The organism is Achromobacter spanius (genome assembly GCF_029637605.1).
Classification (GTDB): domain Bacteria; phylum Pseudomonadota; class Gammaproteobacteria; order Burkholderiales; family Burkholderiaceae_B; genus Achromobacter; species Achromobacter spanius_E.
The window spans coordinates 3229859-3250690 of sequence record NZ_CP121261.1 but is presented as its reverse complement, the minus strand read 5'-3'; the positions used below and the strand labels follow the sequence as shown (position 1 = coordinate 3250690).

General features: G+C 65.0%; 20 protein-coding genes and 1 pseudogene. 9 read left to right on the top strand and 12 right to left on the bottom strand.

The features are described from left to right. Positions 1-21: 21 nt before the first annotated feature. From P8T11_RS14515 to P8T11_RS14495, 5 genes are all read right to left on the bottom strand, one after another. Positions 22-345 (bottom strand): hypothetical protein, encoded by a 324-nt coding sequence (locus P8T11_RS14515; RefSeq protein ID WP_268081288.1) that lies wholly within the window; start codon positions 343-345, stop codon positions 22-24. Next, entirely contained in the window at positions 332-619 is a 288-nt protein-coding gene (locus tag P8T11_RS14510; RefSeq protein ID WP_268081289.1) for a hypothetical protein, read from the bottom strand. Before P8T11_RS14510 ends, P8T11_RS14515 begins: the two co-directional genes overlap by 14 nt. A gap of 39 nt (positions 620-658) precedes the next feature. Further along, the gene (locus P8T11_RS14505) at positions 659-2836 is read right to left on the bottom strand and encodes a TonB-dependent receptor (protein ID WP_268081290.1); all 2178 of its coding nucleotides are present in this window, start codon (positions 2834-2836) and stop codon (positions 659-661) included. A gap of 155 nt (positions 2837-2991) precedes the next feature. Next, complete coding sequence (locus tag P8T11_RS14500) at positions 2992-5088, bottom strand: TonB-dependent receptor (RefSeq protein ID WP_418910330.1); 2097 nt, start codon at positions 5086-5088, stop codon at positions 2992-2994. 147 nt (positions 5089-5235) lie between these two features. Then, positions 5236-5640 carry a DUF2946 family protein gene (locus P8T11_RS14495; RefSeq protein WP_268081292.1) on the bottom strand — a complete coding sequence of 135 codons (405 nt, stop codon included), beginning with the start codon at positions 5638-5640 and terminating at the stop codon, positions 5236-5238. Positions 5641-5862: 222 nt separating this feature from the next. On the opposite strand from P8T11_RS14495, the gene P8T11_RS14490 reads away from it, so the two are divergent. The 3 genes from P8T11_RS14490 to P8T11_RS14480 are packed head-to-tail and all read left to right on the top strand — an operon-like array spanning position 5863 to position 7660. Then, on the top strand, positions 5863-6342 hold the full coding sequence (locus P8T11_RS14490; RefSeq protein WP_268081293.1) for a carboxymuconolactone decarboxylase family protein: 480 nt from the start codon (positions 5863-5865) through the stop codon (positions 6340-6342). A gap of 9 nt (positions 6343-6351) precedes the next feature. Beyond that, positions 6352-7119, top strand: a complete 768-nt coding sequence (locus P8T11_RS14485; RefSeq protein WP_268081294.1) for an SDR family oxidoreductase — start codon at positions 6352-6354, stop codon at positions 7117-7119. A 46-nt stretch (positions 7120-7165) separates the two neighbouring features. Further along, the gene (locus tag P8T11_RS14480; protein ID WP_268081295.1) at positions 7166-7660 is read left to right on the top strand and encodes an Ohr family peroxiredoxin; all 495 of its coding nucleotides are present in this window, start codon (positions 7166-7168) and stop codon (positions 7658-7660) included. 19 nt (positions 7661-7679) lie between these two features. Here P8T11_RS14480 and P8T11_RS14475 read toward each other — a convergent pair whose 3' ends face one another. From P8T11_RS14475 to P8T11_RS14460, 4 genes are all read right to left on the bottom strand, one after another. Next, positions 7680-8684, bottom strand: coding sequence for a LysR family transcriptional regulator (locus P8T11_RS14475; protein WP_268081296.1), 1005 nt, complete (start codon positions 8682-8684; stop codon positions 7680-7682). Between the two features lie 134 nt (positions 8685-8818). Next, the gene (locus tag P8T11_RS14470; protein WP_268081297.1) at positions 8819-9247 is read right to left on the bottom strand and encodes a cupin domain-containing protein; all 429 of its coding nucleotides are present in this window, start codon (positions 9245-9247) and stop codon (positions 8819-8821) included. A 124-nt stretch (positions 9248-9371) separates the two neighbouring features. Next, positions 9372-10256, bottom strand: a complete 885-nt coding sequence (locus tag P8T11_RS14465) for an RNA polymerase sigma-70 factor (protein ID WP_268081298.1) — start codon at positions 10254-10256, stop codon at positions 9372-9374. A 119-nt stretch (positions 10257-10375) separates the two neighbouring features. Next, a complete protein-coding gene (locus P8T11_RS14460) occupies positions 10376-11023 on the bottom strand; it encodes a DedA family protein (protein ID WP_268081299.1) in 648 nt (215 codons plus the stop codon). Positions 11024-11543: 520 nt separating this feature from the next. On the opposite strand from P8T11_RS14460, the gene P8T11_RS14455 reads away from it, so the two are divergent. From P8T11_RS14455 to P8T11_RS14440, 4 genes and pseudogenes are all read left to right on the top strand, one after another. Beyond that, a complete protein-coding gene (locus tag P8T11_RS14455) occupies positions 11544-12371 on the top strand; it encodes an alpha/beta fold hydrolase (protein ID WP_268082355.1) in 828 nt (275 codons plus the stop codon). A 110-nt stretch (positions 12372-12481) separates the two neighbouring features. Then, entirely contained in the window at positions 12482-13399 is a 918-nt protein-coding gene (locus tag P8T11_RS14450; RefSeq protein WP_268081300.1) for an MBL fold metallo-hydrolase, read from the top strand. Between the two features lie 38 nt (positions 13400-13437). Beyond that, positions 13438-14187: an SDR family NAD(P)-dependent oxidoreductase gene (locus P8T11_RS14445; RefSeq protein WP_268081301.1), complete on the top strand. Its 750-nt coding sequence runs from the start codon at positions 13438-13440 to the stop codon at positions 14185-14187. A gap of 88 nt (positions 14188-14275) precedes the next feature. Further along, positions 14276-15118 (top strand): annotated as a pseudogene (locus P8T11_RS14440) (alpha/beta hydrolase); the annotation flags it as partial. 126 nt (positions 15119-15244) lie between these two features. Here the strand turns inward: P8T11_RS14440 and P8T11_RS14435 are convergent. Next, the gene (locus P8T11_RS14435) at positions 15245-16330 is read right to left on the bottom strand and encodes a calcium:proton antiporter (protein ID WP_268081302.1); all 1086 of its coding nucleotides are present in this window, start codon (positions 16328-16330) and stop codon (positions 15245-15247) included. A gap of 202 nt (positions 16331-16532) precedes the next feature. Between P8T11_RS14435 and P8T11_RS14430 the strand changes: the two genes are divergently transcribed. Both P8T11_RS14430 and P8T11_RS14425 read left to right on the top strand, forming a co-directional pair. Then, on the top strand, positions 16533-16982 hold the full coding sequence (locus tag P8T11_RS14430) for a YMGG-like glycine zipper-containing protein (protein ID WP_268081303.1): 450 nt from the start codon (positions 16533-16535) through the stop codon (positions 16980-16982). A gap of 101 nt (positions 16983-17083) precedes the next feature. Continuing rightward, positions 17084-18616 (top strand): PLP-dependent aminotransferase family protein, encoded by a 1533-nt coding sequence (locus tag P8T11_RS14425; RefSeq protein WP_268081304.1) that lies wholly within the window; start codon positions 17084-17086, stop codon positions 18614-18616. 133 nt (positions 18617-18749) lie between these two features. On the opposite strand, the gene P8T11_RS14420 is transcribed toward P8T11_RS14425, so the two are convergent. Together P8T11_RS14420 and P8T11_RS14415 are read right to left on the bottom strand one after the other, a co-directional pair. After that, positions 18750-19958: a benzoate/H(+) symporter BenE family transporter gene (locus P8T11_RS14420; protein ID WP_268081305.1), complete on the bottom strand. Its 1209-nt coding sequence runs from the start codon at positions 19956-19958 to the stop codon at positions 18750-18752. A gap of 157 nt (positions 19959-20115) precedes the next feature. Further along, a complete protein-coding gene (locus P8T11_RS14415; protein WP_268081306.1) occupies positions 20116-20760 on the bottom strand; it encodes a hypothetical protein in 645 nt (214 codons plus the stop codon). Between the last annotated feature and the right edge of the window lie 72 nt (positions 20761-20832).

The following is a 20832-nucleotide window of genomic DNA, read 5'->3' as shown; positions in this document are numbered from 1 at the left end:
GGCATGCATGATGGCGGGCTCTTAAAGCGCAAGCGCGCCGGTCAGGAACAGCGCGCCGGTCAGGACTACGCATGCGCCGCCCAGCCAGGCCCAGGCGCGCAGGCCGCTGGTAAAGAAGTAGACGAAGCCCAGCACGCCCAGCCACACCGGCGGCACCAACCACATGGCAAGCTGCGAACGCGTGGCCAGCGCGATGTCGGCGGTCAGGTGCGCCAGCAAGGCGCTGGCCCCCAGCGCCAGCGCGAAGCCGAGCACCGCGCCCGCCAGGCTTTTGGATATCCAGTCGCGCTGGATGGGGGCGGGCTTGGCGGGCTTGCCTGGCGTAGTGGACTCAGCCGGCTTCATGCGAACCCCTTCTGCGCATGTCGATGAATGCGCCCAGGTACGGAATGAGGCTGAAGCACAGCATCAGGCCGGTACAGAAGACGAACACGGCCGCGACGGCTGTGAACGCGTGCAAGCAGCCCCACGCCGAAAGCGCCAGCAAGACGGCGCCCGCGCTTCGGGCGGGCAGCGCGCGCGCGGGCGCTGCCCGCCATCGCTGGTTTGGCGAGGCCAGATACAGGCACAGGCAACCCAGGAACATGACGGTCAGGCTAAGAGGAATCACGACTTGCATGGTCGGTCTCGGCAAGCGGGCAGGGCGCGCCCATGCTGATCAGAAGCTGATGCTGGCGGACGCGGTGACGGTACGCGCCGGCCCCAGCGTTGCGATGGGCGTCGTGTCGCTGAAGATGCCTGCGTAGTAATACTTGTTGAACACGTTGTTGACGTTCAAGCGCAGCACGACGTCTTGGCCATTGATTTTGGTGGCATAGCGGGCGCCCAGGTCCAGTTGCCCCCAGCCAGGCACGCGCAGCTTGTTGGCCGAGTCGGCGTACTGGCTGGATGTTGCCTGCACGCGGCCGCTCAAGGTCAGGCCGGGCGCCCACGGGGTATCCCATTCCAGACCGGTGTTGGCTTGCCAGCGCGGCGCGCCCACGGCCGTGTTGCCGTCATAGCGGCCGTACGACGTCTTGACCTGCGTGCCCTGGGTATATGTCACGCCGCCCAGCACGCGCACGCCACGGGCCAGTTCGCCGAAGGTGTTCCATTCCACGCCCCGCACGCGCTTTTCGCCGCCGTCCGCATAGGTCGGGTTGGCGGTTGTGCCCTCGGTGACCAGCATGGGCTTGTCAATCTGGAACAGCGCCAGCGTGTTGGTGAAGGTGCCCGCGTTCCACTTGATGCCCAGCTCTTTCTGCTCGGTCTTGTACGGCGCGAAGACCTGCCCGTAGTTGCTTGCCGTGGTGTCGGTGACGCTGTCGCCCTTGCTCAGGCCCTGCACGTAGTTGGCGTATAGCGAAACATCCGGCCCCCAGGGCTTGATGACGACCGCAACAGCCGGCGTCACGGCGTCCTTGTCGTAGCGCGACGTGGTGTTGCCCAGCTTGTCGAAGTTCGTGGTCTTTACGCGCTGGTTGCGCAGCCCGGCCGTGACAAGCAGCTTGTCGTCAAGAAAGGACATCGTGTCGACCAGCGCTAGGCTGGTCAGGGTGTTCTCAGCCGTCTTGGGCGCGCTGCCCGGCACCGCCGGCATGACCGGTGTGATCGGGTCATAGATGTTCGAGCGGAAGGTGGACGCCGTGCCGGTGGCCGAACCGTCTTCCAGGTCCAGGATGGACGCCTGGAGTACCAGTTCGTGCCCCACGCTGCCGGTCTTGAAGCGTGAACGCAGCCCCGCTTCGGCCGAGGTGGCGTCGGTGTAGGCGCGCTGGCCGATCATGATGCCCGTGAAGTTGCCGTTGGTGTCAATCTGCCGCGCGTGGGTGCCGTTGATCAAGCCGGATTGATGGCTGTCGCGCCGGCCCACGCCCGCAAAGGCCGAGATGCTTTCGTTGACGCGGTATTCGGCACGCGCGACCACGGCGTTGCTCTGGATGCTGCCATAGCCCGTGCTGAACTGGTTGATGCGGGGATCGGGCGCGTCTGGCACGACAGATCCGCCGAACCAGAACATGGCCGGCGTGCCGCCCGTGAACGATTCCTGGCTGTGATAAGCATCGATGGACGCCGTCAAGGCGCTGCCGCGATAGTCCAGCCCAGCCGACAGGAACTCGCGCTTTCTGGATTGGCCGTCCAGCGTGGTGGCGCCGTCGCTGAAGGCGCCGTTGACGCGCGCGCCCCATTCGCCGCTGCTGCCAAAGCGCTTGCCGGCGTCAATGGTGGTGCCCAGTTGCCCGTCGGCCTGCCAGTTGACGCCGAACGTGGCGTTGGGCGTGTCGCCGGCCCGCTTGGGCACCAGGTTGATGGTGCCGCCCACCGCGCCGCTGGGCGCCATGCCGCTGAACAGGGCGTTGGGGCCTTTCAGCACTTCAACGCGCTCGACGAATTCCAGCGGCGTGCGGCCCATGGGCGCCAGCCCGTACATGCCGTTGATGGCCACATCGTTCTGATTGACGTCAAAGCCCCGGATGCGGAAGTTTTCGTAGGCGTGGCCGCTGGATGTGGTGAAGCGCACCGACGGGTCGTTAGCCATCACGTCGGCCAGCGTGCGGGCCTGCTGGTTCTGGATGAGTTCGGCGGTGTAGCTCGTGACGTTGAACGGCGTGTCCATCACGTCCTGGTTGCCCATCAACCCAAGCCTCGCGCCTTGCGCCACCTGTCCGCCCGCATAGGCGGGGGGCAGTTCGGCGTCCGACACAGAACCCGCAGTGACCGTGACGGGCTGCAATGTAGTGGTGGGTGCGCTGGATTGCGCCCAGGCGCTGCAAAAAGGAAGGACCAAAGGCAAGGCCGCGACCGGGCCCAGCCATTTGGCGCGCAACACGCCCTTAGCTTGAATATTCTTGGTCAAAATCTCCGCCCCAATCTAAATGAGAATGCTTATCGGACGGAATTATATCTGCGATAAAACGAAGCGCAATCCGCGTATGCCCCCGCGAAGGAAGTCAGCTTTTTGTCAGGATTTGGCGGGTGGCGGCGGTTTGATTCCACCCGCCACCCGGTGCTTCAGAACCGGTAATTCGCGCTGAGCTCCACGCGGCGACCCTCGCCAACCAGCCATTGCGTTTGGTTGTAGTAGGCCGTTTCGGCGTATTGGCGGTCAAACACGTTGAATGCGCGCAAGGCCAGGCTCAGGTCGCGCCGGGGCTCCCATTGCAGCGCCAGATTGGTGGTGGTGTAGCCCGCCATCTCCAATCGGTTGGCCGCGTCCGCGTAGCGTTTACCCACATAGCGCACCCCGGCGCTGGCGGTCCATTGCGGCGCGAACTTCCAACTGAGCCAGGCGTTGGCCACGCGCTCGGGCACGTCCGTCGGTACGTTGCCGCTGCGCGACACGGCAACGCCGCCCACCGATTCGTTGAAGTCGTCGTAGCGGGCGCGCAGCGCGACTGCGTTCAGGTCAAGCCGCCAGGCGGGCGTCAGTTCCACGCCCAGCGTGGCCTCGACGCCGCGCGACGATTGCTCGCCCACCTGGATGCGCAGCGCGGGGTCGTTGGGGTCGCGCGTGACCAGGTTGTTCTTCTTGATGTGATAGGCCGCCAGGGTCCATTGGCCCTTGTTGTCCCAGAACGTCTGCTTCACGCCGATCTCCAACTGCTTGCCCTGCGATAGCTCGTAGTTCTTGTTGGCCGGCGACAGCAAGAGCAGGCTGCCGATTGGGTCCGCGGCCTCGGCATACTGCGCGTAGACGGACACGGTGGGCAGCACTTCGTACACCGTGCCCACGCGCCAGCCGACGTTGCTGAACGTGGTGCGATAAGCGGTCTCGTCGGCCACCAGGTCACGTCGCTTCAAGTCGATATGGTCGTAGCGCAGCCCCGCCAGAATCGACCAACGGCTGTTGAGCATCAACCGGTCTTCGGCAAACAGCGCGTACTGGCTGGCCGTGTTGCGGTAGCGCGGCGTGGTGCCCGCGACGTTGATGAAGCGGCCATGGTCCACGTCATAGGCATCCACCACCGACGTGCCCGAGTACGGCGAATTGTTGGTGTGCTTGAGCGATGCGCGGTTCAGTTCGAAGCCGACCGCCACCTTGTTCGCCAGGCCGAACAGATGTCCGTCGAAGGCGGCATCGGTCACGGTGCCCGTTTGCTCCTGATCGTGGCCGATCTCGGTGTAGCCGCTACGTTCGATCAGGTTGCCCGGCAGCCAGGTGTAGTTTTCGGCGTTGCGGTAGTCGCGATTGCTGCCGATGTAGTAGACGCGGCTTCTGACCGTGGTGGCCGCGTTGGGCGACCATTCCGCTTTCAGTTCCGTGCGGCTGTCGCGGTAGATGATCTTGCTGTCGGCCACGTTGTAGTTTTGCCTGGCCAGGCCGTAATCCATCGTGCCGTTCGCCAAGGGCGTGCCGAAGTAGCGGGTGGGTTCCTGCCAGGCATAGGCTTGCGTCAACGTGAAGTTCAGCGCGGGCGATACGTCCAGGCGCAAGGCGGCGGTGACGGCGGCGTCGCGCGAGTCCCCCAGGCTGATGCCGGAGTCCGTGTGGTTGCCGCTGATGTCCAGCCGGTACGACCACTTGTCATCCAGCGCGCCGCCGCTGCCGAACCCGAAGCGCTGGGTGTCGTGCGTGCCGATGGTCGTCATCAACTCGTTTTCGATGGGACCGCGCGTGGGCTTTTTGGGGATCACGTTCACGACGCCGCCGATGGCGCCTTCGCCATACAACACCGACGCGGGGCCGCGCAGCACTTCAATGCGGTCGACGGCCCAGGGGTCATAGATGAAGGTCTGGCCCACGCCGCCGTACTGGCGCACGCCGTCATACAGCTGGGCAACGGAGTTCGAATCGGTGAACCCCCGCGACGACAGGGACGACCCGCCGTTGCCAGGATGACGCATGGCGCTGATGCCCGCCGCCTGGGTGATGGCGTCGGTGACGGTGGTGGCGCCGCGCGCGCGCAACTGCTCGTTGCTGATGATCTCGATGCTGGCGGGGGTCTCGAACGGCGTCAGGCCCAGCAGGTTGCCGGTGGCGGTGGGTTCCAGCAAGGTGGGTGAGGGCGCATCGCCCGACACGGAAATCACGGGCAGGGTGGCGACGGGGGCGGGTTGCGCGTGCAGCACGGACGTGAGGGCAAGCGCGGTGGAGGCAGCCACGCCCATCACTAGGCGATTCGGCATGCGATTGGTGGCGCGATCTGCGACGCGAATGGCCACGCGCCGCTTCAGGGCGCGGCGCGCCCTGGCGGAAGAAAAAGTCATGAGAATTCTCGGTAAGCGAAGACAGGCCGCGCGAAGGCGGCAAGGGAATCAGCTAAATACCGAGACGAGAGGCGGGGCACGCGCGCCTAGCGGCGCCCCAACAAGCGAGGGATGAAGGGATGAGGGCGGCGCCCGTGCCGCCTGCGGATGCACCATGACGGCCGCCATCGCCACCTGCAAGACCGGCGAGGGCGGCAGCGCCACGGCGGCAAGCGCCATGCCCACCGGACACGTTGCGGCCTGCGCGGCATGCCGTTCGTCGGGCGCCTGGTCTGGCTTGGACGGCCCCTGCACCCAGATGGGGCCGGCAGCGGAACACAACTGAATCAGCGTGCCGCTCTGATGGGTAGCAGGCATGAAGCCCTGCGGCACAATCGCCTTCAGCGCAAACAGCACCAACACCAGCCAAAGGCCGGCGTTGCCGCGGTTCAGGAAAGACGGAATTGCGCGCATGATGTCGCGCATTCTAGCGGGATATTGTTGTCTGTTGCCTGCCGGCTGCGAAAGCTCGGCGCGCGGCTCGTCGACGATTGTTGCGCGCCAGGCAACACCATGGTCCCTTGCCCAGGTCTACTGCTGCCCTGCCAGCCGACCTACGATTTGGGCGTCGTTCAAGCACGCGCAATCGCCGGCTAAGCCCAGCCGGACCGCGCCACACTATCCAGGGAAATCACCATGAGTCAACGTCTTAACGCCTTTGCGCAATCGCCCGAGCTGTTCAAGAAGTTCGTCGAATTCGGCATGCTTTTGAAGAAGAGCGCGATTGAATCGTCCATCCTGAGCCTGGTCGAGATCCGCGCGTCGCAGATCAATGGCTGCGGCTTCTGCCTGGACATGCATGTGAAAGAAGCCAAGATCCACGGTGAAGGGGAACTGCGCCTGCATCATGTGGCGATCTGGCGCGAATCCAACGAGTTTTCGCCGCGCGAGCGCGCCTGCCTGGCCTGGACCGAAGCGCTGACCACGCTGGGCGCGCACGGCGTGTCCGACGAGATTTATGAGCGCGTGCGCGGCGAGTTGTCCGAGAAGGAAATCTCGGATCTCAGCTTCGCGGTCATGGCCATCAATGGTTGGAACCGCCTTAACGTCGGCTTTCGCACCGTGCCCGGTTCGGCCGACAAAGCCTATGGCCTGGACAAGGCCACGTTCAGCTAAGGACGCATCATGAGAATCCTAGTCATTGGCGGTACCGGCCTGATCGGCTCCAAACTCGTCAACCTGCTTATCGAGCGTGGTCATGAGGCCATTGCGGCCTCGCCCGGCACGGGTGTGAACACGGTGACCGGCGAGGGCCTGGACGATGCGCTGGCGGGCGTGGATACGGTGGTTGACGTGGCCAACTCGCCATCGTTCGAAGACGCGGCGGTGCTGGCGTTCTTCCAGGCCTCGGGGCGCAACCTGCTGGCGGCCGAGGCCCGAGCCGGCGTGCGCCACCACGTTGCGCTGTCGGTGGTGGGCACGCACCGTTTGGCGGAAAGCGGGTACTTTCGCGGCAAGATCGCGCAGGAAGACCTGATCGAAGCCGGGGGTATTCCGTACACCATCGTGCACAGCACGCAGTTCTTCGAGTTCCTGGGCGGCATTGTGCAGTCGGGTGCGCAAGGCAATGAAATCCGCTTGTCGCCCGCCTATGTGCAGCCGATTGCGTCGGACGATGTGGCGCTGGCCATGGCGGACGCGACCTTGGGTACGCCGGTGAACGGTACGGTGGAAATCGCCGGCCCGGAGAAGGTGCGTCTGGCCGATCTGGTGCAGCGCTACCTGGGTAAAATCGGCGACACCCGCCACGTGCGGGCGGACCCGGACGCGCGCTATTTTGGCGCATTGCTCAACGACGACACGCTGGTGCCACGATCGACCCCGCGCCTGGGCAAGATCGACTTCGAGACCTGGTTCAGTCAGTCGGGTGCAAACTCCGGCGCCAGAAAATAGCGGCGAAAAATAGCAACGGAAACCCGCGGCGGAGACAAGGAACACAATGAGCAAACTGCGGCCGCCTTCCCAGGCTCTGCTGGACAAGTATCGGGGAGGGGACTTTCGTCCCCTCTACACCACCAGCGTGACGGTGCGCGGCGGGGAGGCCGCGCATGGCCGCGCCTCGGGCATTGCCATCTCGGATGACGGCGAATTATTCGTAGAACTGCGCTTGCCGGTTGAACTGGGCGGCAAGGGTGGAGGAACCAACCCCGAACAATTGTTCGCGGCTGGCTATGCGGCGTGCTTTCATGGCGCGCTGAGCATGCTGGCCGAACGCTCGGGCCTGTCGCTGCCGGATGCGTCGGTGACGGCCACCGTATCGTTCGGCCGCGACCCCGTCGATGGCCTGTTTGCGCTGAAGGCCGAGGTCAACATCCATCTGCCCGGCGTGGCCCGTGACGTGGCCGAAGAGCTGGTGCGCAACACCGAGCGCCTGTGTCCGTACGCCAAGATGGCCCAAGGCGGCATAGAAAGCGTGGTGGCGCTGACCCAGTAGCGGCCGACCGCCAAGCAACTCAGGCTTGCTTGGGCAGCAGGCTATCCAGAATATGCAGGTCCATGGCACGGATGCCTTCCGTCATGTAGTCGATGAACACGCGCATGCGCGCCGGCAGATGCTGACGGCTTAGAAAGCACAGGTAATGCCCGCGGTCGTCGGGCGCATGTTGCGGCAGGCAGGCCACCAGCCTGCCCGCGCGCAAGTGGTCGCAGACTTGGTAAGCGGCCATTTGCGCGATGCCGTGCCCGTCCAGCACCGACTGCAACACCAGGTCGGCGTCGTTGAAGGTCAGCATGGCGGGCGGCGCCACCTTGCGCAGATAGCCCCCCACCTTGAACTCCCATTCGTACACGCGCCCCGACGCCAGGCGGAAGTTCACGCAAGGGTGCTCGGCGATGTCGTCAACGCTGGTCGGCAAACCGTGCTTGGCGGCGTAGGCGGGCGAGGCGCACAGCAGCATCTGCATGGGAATCACCTTCTTGGCGATCACCTGGCTGTCTTCCATGCGGCCATTGCGAAACGACACGTCGACGCGGTCCGTCGTGAAATCGGTGGGGCCGTCATCCAGCAGCAGCTCTATCGAGATCCCCGGGTTGGCTGCGCGAAAGCCGTGCAACAGCGGCGCGACGATCTTGCGGCCGAAGCCCACCGTTGAGCACACGCGCAGTTGGCCCGACGGTGGGCCTTCGCGCAGTTCGCGCATGTCGTCCAAGGCCTGGATGATGCGCGCCACGCCCGGATGGCATTGCTCGTAAAAGCGCTGACCCTCGGGGGTCAGCGAGGTGTTGCGCGTGGTGCGCACGAACAGCCGGGTACCCAACTGGTCTTCCAGCTTCTGCACGCTGCGGCTGACGGCCGAGCGGCCGATGCCCAGCCGGTCGCCGGCCTTGGCGAAATTGCCTTCCGTCGCAACCGCAAGAAACGCCACCACGCCGGCATAGCTGGTGGCGAAGCTGTCGGCCAGGGAATCTGGTCCATTGGGGGCGGGGATGGCAGGGGAGGCTGGGTAGGGTGTCGACATGATGGCGGCGCCGCAATGTTGGTTGATCCTACTGCTAAGACGGCGCGCGGGGCAATCTTGTGACATGCGACGCAAAAAAAACTGGCTTTCCACCCGGGAAAGCCAGTTTGGTCATGCAAAGTTTGATAAGTCCCTTATTGGATCGGGGTCAGGATGGGCGCCCCTTTTTTTTTGATCAGCACCACCACGAACTTGGCCGGCTGAGTCTGGCTGGCATTGCGGCCCACGGTGTGGATGTCGTCCGGCCCTTCAAAGAATGTCTGGCCCGGGGTCAACGTGACTTCCTTGCCCCCTTTGACCTGCATGACGATGCTGCCTTCCAGCACGTATACGAAGCTGTAGGCGTCGTGGCGGTGGACAGGGTCGACCGCACCTGGGGGATAGTCCACCGTGATCATCACGGCATCCTTGCCGGGAATATCCGGCAGGGCTTTCGTCATGAGTTCCGTGACAATGGCATCGGCGGGCGTGGCGGGGTGGCCCGGGGCCGCGGCATCGGCCAGCGGGCTCAGCAGTGCGCTGGCGGCGAGAAACGGCAACCCGAATTTCGTGATCTTCGACATGGCGTGTCCTTGGTGAAATGATGACAAGCCCATCGTAGAAGTGCCGCCCGCGCGGCGGTAGGCCTGCGCGAGGGACCACCATGTTGCCTGGCATGCAACAACACCCTGGCGTAGACGGCGGCGATCAGCCTTGCCGCGCCAACGCCGCCGCAATGCGCGCCAGCTTGTCGGGATTGCGTTGCACCAGCACCCGCGTCAGGCGTTCACCGTCTGTCTCGTAGGACTGCACGGATTCAAGCTGGCCATCAATGAAGCGCAGCAGCGTCCATTGCCCGTTCACCTGCACCACGTCGACGTGCAAGGAATCGCGGTAGCGGCGCTTGCCCGCGTAGAACAGTTGCGCCAGGCGCTTGCCCCCCACCAGGCTGGCAAAGCTTGTGACCTTGTCGCCACCGTCGCCGATGAGTTCGGCGTCGTCGCTCAACAGGGCATGCAGGCCGTGGAAGTCGCTGCGCTGCATGGCGTCGGCAAAGGTCAGCAGCAGGCGTTGCAAGGTTGCGCGCGGGACCGTTTCGCGCGGGGCGCCTTGGCGCAACTGTAGCCTGGCCCGTCGCACCAGTTGGCGGATGGCGGCCGGGGTCTTGTCGAGCGTTTGCGCGATGTCTTCGTAGTCGGCGTCGAACACGTCGCGCATCAGGAAGGCCGCGCGCGCGTCGGGTGACAGGCGTTCCAGCATGAACAGAAACGCCACCGACACATCGTCGGCCATCTCGTGGATTTGTTCAGGGGTGGATGGCGGCGCGGCCATCAGCATGGGTTCGGGCAGCCATACGCCCGTGTAGTGGGCGCGTTCGGCCTTGGCGGCGCGCAGGCGGTCAATGGACAGGCGCGTGGTGGCGGTGACCAGCCAGGCTTCGGCGTTCTGCACCGCGTCGCGGTCGGCGCCGTGCCAACGTAGCCACGCTTCCTGCACCACGTCTTCCGCCTCGGCAACCGCGCCCAGCATGCGATAGGCGATGGCGTACAGGCGGGGGCGGTGACACTCGAAGAGGGACGCGGAGTCGGTCATGGGGGGAGCCAACGCCCGGGGAAGGGAGGCGTGAAGCCACGTATTTTGCCGCAGCGCGCAGGTGGCGACAAGCGCGAAGACGCCGCGCGCGGGCTGGCTTGTCATGTCCAGTTGCCACGTTAACGCGTGCCAATGGGCGGCTTGCCCTGCGTCCGGGACCGCCGCACGCGCCGTGCGCAGCGGTACGCCAGATACGTCGCCGCCAGTACGCCAAGCCCGATCAGCGCCTGCCCGCCCACCGCCGACAACGCACCCAACAGTTGATGAATCTGCGCCGCGAAGCTGGCGCCCAGCACCAGGCCCACCGATGCCCATAGCGCCACGCCCACGCAGTCGTGCCAGATGAAAGACCGCAAGCGCACGCCCATGGCGCCGCAGAGCGGCACGGCCACTAACGACAGGCCGGGCACGAAGCGCGCCACGATCAGCAGGCGCACGCCCCAGCGGCCAAAGAACTTCTCGGTCTTCGTGACGCAGGCATCGCGTGACAACGTCAGGTTGCACACGGTGTTCAGCGTGCGAGGGCCATAGCGCACGCCGCCCACATACCAGATCAGGTCCGCCAGCACACCGGCCAGCACGGCCGCGCCCAGCATCAGGCACAGCGGCATGGCCGCCATCCACGAACCGGCCGGCCGCACGGCATGGCAGGCACCCACCGCGATCAACGTCGGCATGACGGGCACAGGCAGGCCCAGCGACGCGCCCAGCACGTTAAGAAAGACCAGTAGCGCGCCGTATTGCGCGATCCATTCATGCGGCGGCATGGGAGGTACTGGTCGAGGTGGCGCAACGATCTGTCTTCACGATTCTTCGCCTCGCATCATGTAGGAAGTAGATGGATCAGAAGTTGCAGAAAGCGAGCTTGCGCAGGCCGGGTCGTGCAACGACTAAGCCCATGCTAGAGACGCGGCGCGCGATGCGGTAGGCGTGGCAAAGGACGCATGGTGTTGTGCGCGCGACAACAATTCGCGGGCCTTGTGCATTGGTGTCCACGGCACAACAGTGCGCTTCCCGATGAGGACCTACCGCGCCTCGGAGGCCAGACCTACGATTCGCTCGTCATCTTCTTCCACCCAAGGGGCACACATGACCGACAGCCACAACACCACCCGCAACTCAACCCACAGCGCCACCCACAGCGCCACCCACAGCGCCACCCACAGCGCCACCCGCCGCACGCTGCTTGCCGGCAGCGCGGCGCTGGCGACCAGCGCTTTCGCGCTTGGCGCGCAAGCCAGTTCGCAACTCAGTCCACGCAACCCGCAATCCACCCAAGGCACACGCATGACATCCAGCACCTTCACCACCCAAGACGGCACGCAGCTTTACTACAAGGACTGGGGCGACGGCCCGGTCGTCACGTTCTCGCACGGCTGGCCGCTGAACGCGGATGCCTGGGATGGGCAAATGCACTTCCTGGCGCAGAATGGCTTTCGCGTCATCGCGCATGACCGTCGCGGTCACGGCCGGTCGGCGCAGCCCTCGTCCGGCAACGACATGGACACCTACGCCGACGACCTGGCGCAACTGCTTGACGCGCTGGATGTGAAGAACATCACGATGGTCGGCCACTCCACGGGCGGCGGCGAAGTGGTGCGCTACATCGGCCGTCACGGCGCCAAGCGTGTCGCCCGCGCCGTGCTGATCGGCGCGGTGCCGCCGGTGATGCTCAAGTCCGCATCCAACCCTGGCGGCCAGCCTATTGAAGTGTTCGACGGCATCCGCAAGGGCGTGGCCGGCGACCGCTCGCAGTTCTACAAAGAGCTGGCCGTGCCCTTCTACGGCGCCAACCGCGATGGCTCCAAAGTGTCGCAGGGCATGCTGGACCAGTTCTGGTTGTGGAGCATGCAAAGCGGCCAGAAGAACGCCTACGAATGCGTCAAGGCGTTCTCTGAAACGGACTTCACGGAAGACCTGAAGAAGATCACGGTGCCGACCCTTTTCATGCACGGCGAAGACGACCAGATCGTGCCGCTGCACGACTCCGCCAAGAAGGCCGCGCGGCTGGTCAAGCACGCCAAGGAACTCTATTACCCCGGCGCGCCGCACGGCCTGACCGCCACGATGCAAGACCGCATCAACGCCGACCTGCTTGCCTTCCTGCGCGCCTGATCGCGCGACGGGGCCTCTTCACTGCGGTGCTTAGCCGCAGTGCTTTACCGCTGTTCATCACCCCCCCCTCTTCATTGCGGCCTGCTCGGCCGCCCCTCAGGAGATTTGCCATGTTTGCCACTGACAACATCCAAGAAGCCAACGCCCACCAACCCGTGGATCTGGTCCCTTCCCGCTACGCCGTTCAAGTGGGCGATATTGACGCAATGGTCGTCAGCGACGGCGTGCTGCCGCTGCCCACCTCCACCATGGCCACCAACGTTGACCCCGCCGAGCTGGCGAATTGGCTGGACTACATGTTCATGCCGCCCGACGCGTTCGACTGGCCCTTGAACGTGATGGTGGCGCGCAGCGGCAAGCAGACCATTCTGATCGACGCCGGCCTGGGCGGTCAGTTTCCGGGCTTTCCGCGTGCGGGGATGTTCCCGCAACGCCTGGAATCCGCCGGCATCGCGCTGGAGTCGGTCACCGACGTGATCATCACCCACATGCACATGGACCACGTGGGCGGCCTCTTGGTCGACGAGGTAAAGCGGCGCTTGCGTCCCGACGTGCGCATCCACGTGTCGGCGGCCGAAGTCGACTTCTGGACCTCGCCCGATTTCTCGCAAACCGTCATGCCCAATCCGGTGCCGGCGGTGCTCAAGACCACCGCCACCGCTTTCTACAACGAATACCGCGACCGCCTGCACATCTTCCAGGACAAGCATGAAGTGGCGCCAGGCGTCTTCGTGCGCGTGACGGGCGGCCACACGCCCGGGCATTCTGTCGTCGACCTGGTGTCGGGCGGTGAACGCCTGACCTTTGCCGGCGACGCCATGTTTCCGGTGGGCTTTGACCACCCCGAATGGCAGAACGGTTTTGAACATGATCCCGAAGAATCGACGCGCGTGCGCATCGGCCTGTTCGAAGAACTGGCGCAGAACCGTGGGCTGCTGGTGGCGGCGCACTTGCCGTTCCCGTCCGTCGGTCGCATCGCAGTGGAAGGCGACGCCTATCGCTGGGTGCCCGTCATCTGGGACTTCTAAGCGCCACGCCGCCCGTTGAGTTCAATGAAGGAATACACATGAAGAAGCTTGCAGGAAAAACAGCCGTCATCACGGGCGGCAACAGCGGCATCGGGTTTGCCACGGCCCAGGCCTTTGTGGCCCAAGGCGCGCGCGTCGCGATCCTTGGGCGGCGGCAAGGGGCCGTGGACCACGCCGTGGAAGCGCTTGGCGCGTCCGCCTTCGGCGTGGTGGGCGACGTGGCCGACCTGGCCACGCACGACCGCCTGATGGCACAGGTGCATGAACGCTTCGGCCCCATCGACATCTACATGGCCAACGCCGGTATGAACCACATCGAACCGTCCACGGCGGTCAGCGTGGACAGCTACGACAGCCAGTTCGGCGTCAACACGCGGGCGCTGTTCTTTGGTGTGACCAAGGCGTTGCCGGTCATGCGCGATGGCGGCAGCATCATCCTGACCAGCTCAATCGCCAGCACCAAGGTGCTGGAGAACCACGCGGTCTACGCCGGTTCGAAAGCGGCCGTCGAAGCCTTCGCGCGGGCCTGGGCCCTGGAATTCAAGAGCCGAAAGATTCGCGTCAACGTGCTCAGCCCCGGCCCCACCGACACCCCCATCCTGGAAAAGCTGGGCGTGGCGGACGCCAACCGCGCGGCGTTCGAACAGGGCATGGCCTCGGCCATTCCGCTGGGGCGGATGGCGACCCCGGACGAGCTGGCGCGCGCCGCCTTGTTCCTGGCGTCGGACGACAGCAGCTTCATCACCGGCGTCGTCTTGCGGGTGGATGGCGGGATGGCGCTGACCTGAAACGTGTCAGGCGGCCACGCCCGCGTCGCTTGCCCATCAAAGCGACGCGGGCCGCCACTGACCAACAACCATTGCGGGAGGCCCGAACATGGCCGTCGACCCTCACATCAGCGCATTCCTGGTCAAGCTGTCCAGCATGTCCACGCCGATGGTTCTGCAAGAGATCCGCGCCGCGACCGAGATCAGGCTGCGCGCCTTGCAAGGCGAAACAGAGGCCGTGGATGCCGTCGCGGACTTGCAGGCGACGTGCCACGACGGGCAGCCGTTGCGGATCAGGGCCTATACGCCAGCCCGATGCGGAAAAAAGAAGGCCATGCCCGCCATCGTGTTCGCGCACGGTGGCGGGTGGTTCCAGGGTTCGCTTGATCTGTACGACAAGCCGTGCCGCGCCTTGGCCAACGCCACCCGCTGCAAGGTGTACTCGGTGGATTACCGGCTGGCACCCGAGCACAAGTTTCCCGTGTCGGTCGAAGACGTGTACGCCGGACTGCAATGGGTCAGCGCCCACGCTGACGTGCTGGGCATTGATGAACGGCGGCTTGTCGTTTGCGGCGATGGGGCGGGCGGCAACCTGGCGGCCGCCGTGGCGATCATGGCGCGGGACCAGGGCGGGCCGGCAATCGCCCACCAACTGCTGTTCTATCCGGTGATGGACTATGCGTTCACCACGCAGTCGTACCAGGACTTCGGCCGCAATTTTTTCCTGACCGAAGAGGTCATGCGGTACTGCTGGTTTACCTACCTGCTGAACGAATCAGATGGCGCATCGCCCTATGCATCGCCGTTGCGGGTGGAGACGGTGGCCGGCTTGCCCGCCGCCACCGTGCTGGTCAGCGAATACGACCCCTTGCGCGACGAGGGCGAAGCTTATGCGCAGCGCCTGCGCGACGGCGGCGTGGCGGCGAACGCCTGCCGATTGCCGGGCATGATCCATGCCTGCATGCATATGCTGGGGCTGACACCCGCCGCGCGGACTTTGTTCAAGCTGGCGGGGCAGGCAATGCGCGCGGCGTTCAAGCCGGAAGCACCGGCGTGTTCCGTACCCGACGGCCCGCGCCTACAGACCCAGCCCCAACAGCATCAGGAACGTGCCGAACAGCACGAAGTGCGTCATGCCTTCGATGGCGTTGGTCTGGCCGTCGTTCAGGTTGATGGCGGCCACCAGCAGCGTCACCAGCATCATCAAGGTTTGTACGGGCGTCATCGCCATGTCGATGCGCTGGCCGGAGATCAAGGCCATGGCTTCCATGGCGGGCACGGTCAGGATCACCGTGGACAGTGAAGCGCCCAGCGCGATGTTCACGACCGACTGCATGCGGTTGGCCAGGGCGGCGCGCAGCGCGGTCAGCATCTCCGGCGCCGCCGAAATGCCCGCCACGATCAGCGCCACCAGGCCAATGGGCACGTCAACATCCTTCAGGCTGCGGTTCAGCGAATGCGACATCAATTCGGCCAGGGCGCCAACTGCGATGATGCCGGCCGCCATGATGGCGGCTGACGGACGCCAACTGGACTGGCTGGCGGCAGGCTGGTTGCGGCGCGTCTTTTTTTCGGGATAGCTGTAGCTGAAGAAGTAGCTGTGCGGGCCGGTTTGCATGCGCAGGAACACGCCGTATAGCAGCAGCATCGCCACGATGGTGAAGGCGCTGTACGCACGCCAGTCCGGCATCGGCACGAACTCCGGGATGATCATCGACACGGTCACCGCGGTCAGGATCATCACGCTATAGGTGCGCGCGGAATCATCGTTGTAGGACTGCTCGCCGTGCTTGAATCCGCCGATCAGCGCCGCCACACCCAAGATGCCGTTGATGTCCAGCATGACGGCTGAATAGATACTGTCGCGCACCAGCGTGGTCGAGCCACCCTTGGACGAGACGATGGCCAGCACGATGACTTCCACCAAGACCGCCGACAGCGTCAGGATCATGCTGCCGTAAGGGTCGCCCAGCTTTTGCGCGATGCGTTCGGCGTGGCGCGCCACGCTTAGCGATGCGCAAAGAATGGCGCCGATCAGTATGGCCGTTTCGGTGGTGCTGACCAGTCGACCGTAGCCGCCTAGCTGCGTATCAAGTGCGTACCCCGCGGCGGCAACGGCGAATGCCAGCAACAGGAATTTCTCGGACTGGAGAAAGGATTTCATCTCTGGAAGTGGGGCGGGAGATAGCGTGAGGCTAGCACGCGAAGCCGGCCGTGTTGCCCGCGGCCGGCAGGCATGGCGCTTGCGCGGGTTTGCCGATAAATGCGCCATACCCAATCTTGGGTATCCCGCTACCCGCACCCGCGCGGTGGGCGGGGCTACATTGAAAACTCCAGGGTTACCAACCAAAAGTGTGGAGTTTTCAATGAAAAAATCCATCATTCCCTGCGCTGCCTTTCTGCTCTCGACGCTGGCCTTCAGCGCCACGGCACAAACCGTCACGCCATTGAAAGGGCAATCTTCCGAACTCATGCAACAGGACATCGCCGCGTGTCAGGCGCAGTCTGGCGGCACCAGCAGCGCGGACAGCACGCCGTCGGGCGGCCGTGCCCGAGGAGCCGCGACAGGCGCGGTGGCGGGCGCGGCGGTGGCAGGCGCACGCGGCCGGCAACATGAAGAGGTCTATGACCGCGTGGATGACGACGTCAAGCAGGAATACCGACAAAACCAGGCCAAGGACGCGGCCGTGGCCGGCGCGGTCGTGGGCGGCTCGCGCCAGCGCCAGGACCGCCGCGACGACAGGCAAGACGCGAGTCAGACGTCTTCCGCCTATGCCACCTGCATGCAGCAGCGTGGCTATCAGGTAGCACCCTGATCGATTCCGGCTGGGCGGTAGGGCGGGAAGTACGCTGCGCCATGATCCGATGGCCAGCGGCGGGGTAAAGTTGACGCCTTTTCCCCAATCGGCACCCTGGCATGTCAACGAGACCGCACCCCACGGTAAAAACGTTTGAGCTCGACACACTCAAGATGCGGATGGGCGACGCCGAGTTTCAGCGTCTGGATCTGCACCAGCGCATCCAGCGGGCCCTACGCGCGTTGATCCTGGACGGGGCCTTGGGTGCGGGCGTGAAGCTGCCCGCCACGCGCGGGCTGGCGCTATCCCTGGGTGTCGCGCGCGATACCGTCGAAAACGCCTATGTGCAGCTGCACCGCGATGGCTACATCGTCCGGCGCGAAGGCTCGGGCAGCTACGTGTCCGACACGGTGGGCGCGGTGCTGCAAGGTGCGGCGGGCCGGCGCATGCCGCCGCGTCGCGTGGCCGGCGCGCAGACTCCGGCAGCACTGGCTGGGGCCGGCCTGAGCCAGCGCGGCCAAAAGATCCATGACAGCGGCGGCGTGGCGGACTACCGGGCCGTCCAGGCCTTCGCCACCGGCCTGCCCGAAACGCGCACCTTTCCCTCCGAAGTCTGGGAACGCTTGCAGCGGCAGGTGGTGAAGGACCATCGCGCCAGCGCGTTGCTGCATGGCGACCCGCAAGGCGCGGAACCGTTGCGCCACGCGATTGCTGCCTACCTGAACCTGGAGCGTGGTGCCCGGGTGTCGGCGGACCAGATCCTGGTGTTGAGCAGCACCCGCCAGGCGCTGTACCTGTGCGCGCAACTGCTGGTGGATGCGGACGGCCCCATCCTGATGGAGAACCCCGGCTACTTCGGCGCTCGCAAGGCGTTTGAGGCGGCGCAAGCTCGAGTCGTGCCGATCGACGTGGACGCGCAAGGCATCCGCATGGACCTGCTGCGCCAGGACCAAAGCGGCGCCCACTGCGTTTACGTGACGCCGTCGCATCAATATCCCACAGGCGCCACCTTGTCGCTGGAACGCCGGCTGATGCTGACGCGCGGGGCCCATGAACAGGGCAGGTGGATCATCGAAGACGACTACGACAGCGAATTCCACTACGACGGCGTGCCCACCGCCTGCGTGCAGGGCGTGGACCAGTTTCAACGGACCTTGTATCTGGGCACCTTCAGCAAGACGCTGTATCCCGGACTGCGTATGGGGTACATGGCATTGCCGCGCGAGTTGGTCAGTACGTTCTCGCGGGCGCGCAGCATCATGGACGGCCATACGCCGCAGGTGCAGCAACTGACGCTGGCGCGCTTCATGGAAGACGGGCACTACAACGCGCACGTTCGCGCGATGCGCAAGCTGTATGCGGCGCGGCGGGCTTGCATGCAGGACGCGATCGGACGCCATCTGGCGGGCATCGCCACCGCCGTGAGGCCGCCCGGTGGACTACAGGTGCCGTGCTTGTTGCAGCCCGGATGGTCCGAAGCCAAGACCATCCGCCAAGCGGCCGAAGCCGGCCTGGTCCTGCCGGGTATCAGCCGCTTGTATGCGGGCGCGGATCGGCTGGAAGGATGGCTGCTGGGGTATGCGTCGCTGGCGGAGCACGAGATCGAGGCTGCGGTGCTGCGGCTGCGCAAAGCCTTGTTGCAGCGACGGTAGCGGCGACAGAGAGCAGTGGCAGGAGCGCCAATAGCGGCAGAAGCGGCAGCAGCGGCAGCAGCGGAAGAATCGGAAGAATCGGAAGAATCGGAAGAATCGGAAGAATGGGCGTCTTGGTGACCGCCCGCCGTGCCTAGGACTTGGCCGTGCCGCCGACCAGCGTGCGGTGCCCGCCGTGGATCAACAGGTGCGCGGTCAAACCAGCCACCAACCCCCAGAACGCGCCGCCCACGCCCAGCATGGTCACGTTCGCGGCGGTGGCCAGAAAGGTGATGAGCGCGGTCTCGCGGGTGCGGGCATCGGCCATGGCGTTGGCCAGGCTGCCGCCAATGGCGCCCAGCAAGGCAAGCCCGGCCAGCGTGGTGATGAACGCCTTGGGCAACACCATGAACAGCGTGGCCAGCGTGACACCAAACGTGCCCACCAGGATGTAGAACACCCCGCAAGCGAGGCCCGCGATGTAGCGCTTGCGCGGATCTTCATGCGCGTCGCGGCCCGTGCAGATGGCGGCGGTGATCGCGGCCACATTGAAGGCGTGCGCGCCAAACGGCGCCATTAGCAACGAGCCCAGCCCCGTGGTCACCAGGATGGGGTTGGCGCTGGTCTTGAAGCCGTCGTTGCGCAGCACCAGCATGCCGGGCATGTATTGACCCGTCAGCGTAATGATGAACAAGGGCAGCGCCACCCCCAGCAAGGCATTGAGCGAAAACCGGGGCATCTCGAATACCGGCGTGGCCAGGCTCAGGTGGACGGTGGAAAAATCGATGCGGCCTTGCAGGATCAGCATCGCCAGCCCGATCACCAGTATGCCGACCACGGCGAAGCGCGAGGTAAACCGCTTGAGCAGTGCGTAGGCAATTACCAGCACTATCACCAGCAGCGGGTCGACGCTGGCGCCGCCAAAGGCATTGACCCCGAACTGAAGCAGAATGCCCGCCAGGAGTCCCGCCGCGATGCCGCCCGGAATCAGGCGGACCAGCTTTTCAAAGGCGCCCGACATGCCCAGCACCACGAAGCCCAGAGCGGAAACGATATAGGCGCCGATCACTTCGCCATACGGCGTGAACGGCATAACCGTGGCCAGGAACGCGACCCCGGGCGTGGACCACGCCGTGATGATCGGTTCCTTGTAGCGAAAACTCAGCCACGCGCCCGTGACGCCCACCCCCACGGAAACCGCCCATACCCACGAAGCGGTCTGCCCCGGTGTCAGCCCAGCCAGTTCGGCCGCCTGGAACACCAGCACGAAGGTGCCGCCGTAATTCACCAGCACGGAAATAAGTGCCGCGACGGTCGGCGAGAAAAAGTCGGCGGCGCGCAGGCCGGCCGGCGATGGGTTCATGAAATCACTCCACACTTTGAAGGCGCCCGGCCGGCATCCAGAGATTGCCGGCCGGGACGGAAAGCGGGAAGTGTAGGGCGGGGGTGGCTGGTCTATTCAGGCCACATTTCGGGATTTCACCAGACCACTTTGTTGGCAGCGCGGTATTGGCTGCGCTCTATTGGCAGCGCTGTGTCGGCAAGCCGTAGCCGATCGTGATGGCGTTGACCGGTACGTCCTTGAACGCGGCAGCGGCGGCGTCGTCGAAGCGGGTTTCGCAGTTGAACTTGGTGTTCAGCACGTAGTCCTCGCCCGCGGCCTTTTTCATCTGGGCTTCCCATTGGTCGGCGGCGTCCAGCGCCTTGTCGCCGGCCAGCACCATTTCCATCAAGACTTCCATGCCGCCCGACGAGCGCGGTGCCGTCCATAGCGCAAAGGCCGACGGGTCCGCCGCGTTGCCGCACTGCGTCAGGCAATCGGCCGTGTAGCGCTGGCCCCGGCCAAATACGCCAGGGGTGATCGTCTGCCCGGCACGGGGCGCATCTTCGCCGATGAAGCTGTGCAGGTCGGCCTCGCAACCCTTGGCCAATTCCATGCGCAGCGCGGACACTTTGCCGTTGCCGATGGTCGCCGTGATCTGGCAGTTCTGCACCACGAAAACGTGGTCCTTGCCGGAGGATTCGCGGGGCACGCCGGCGATCGACTCAAAGTAACGCTGATCCGTGCCCAGCATGGCGCCGTTGAAGACTTCCTTTACCGTCGCCGCCTGTGCAGCGCCTGCGCCGGCAAACAGAATACCCAGGGTCAAGGCCTTCAGCTTCATACGAGTGACACTCCGTGGTGATGGGGCGCGAGCCGTGCGGCTTGCCTGCTTCGGCTGCCTGCCCTGGCTGCA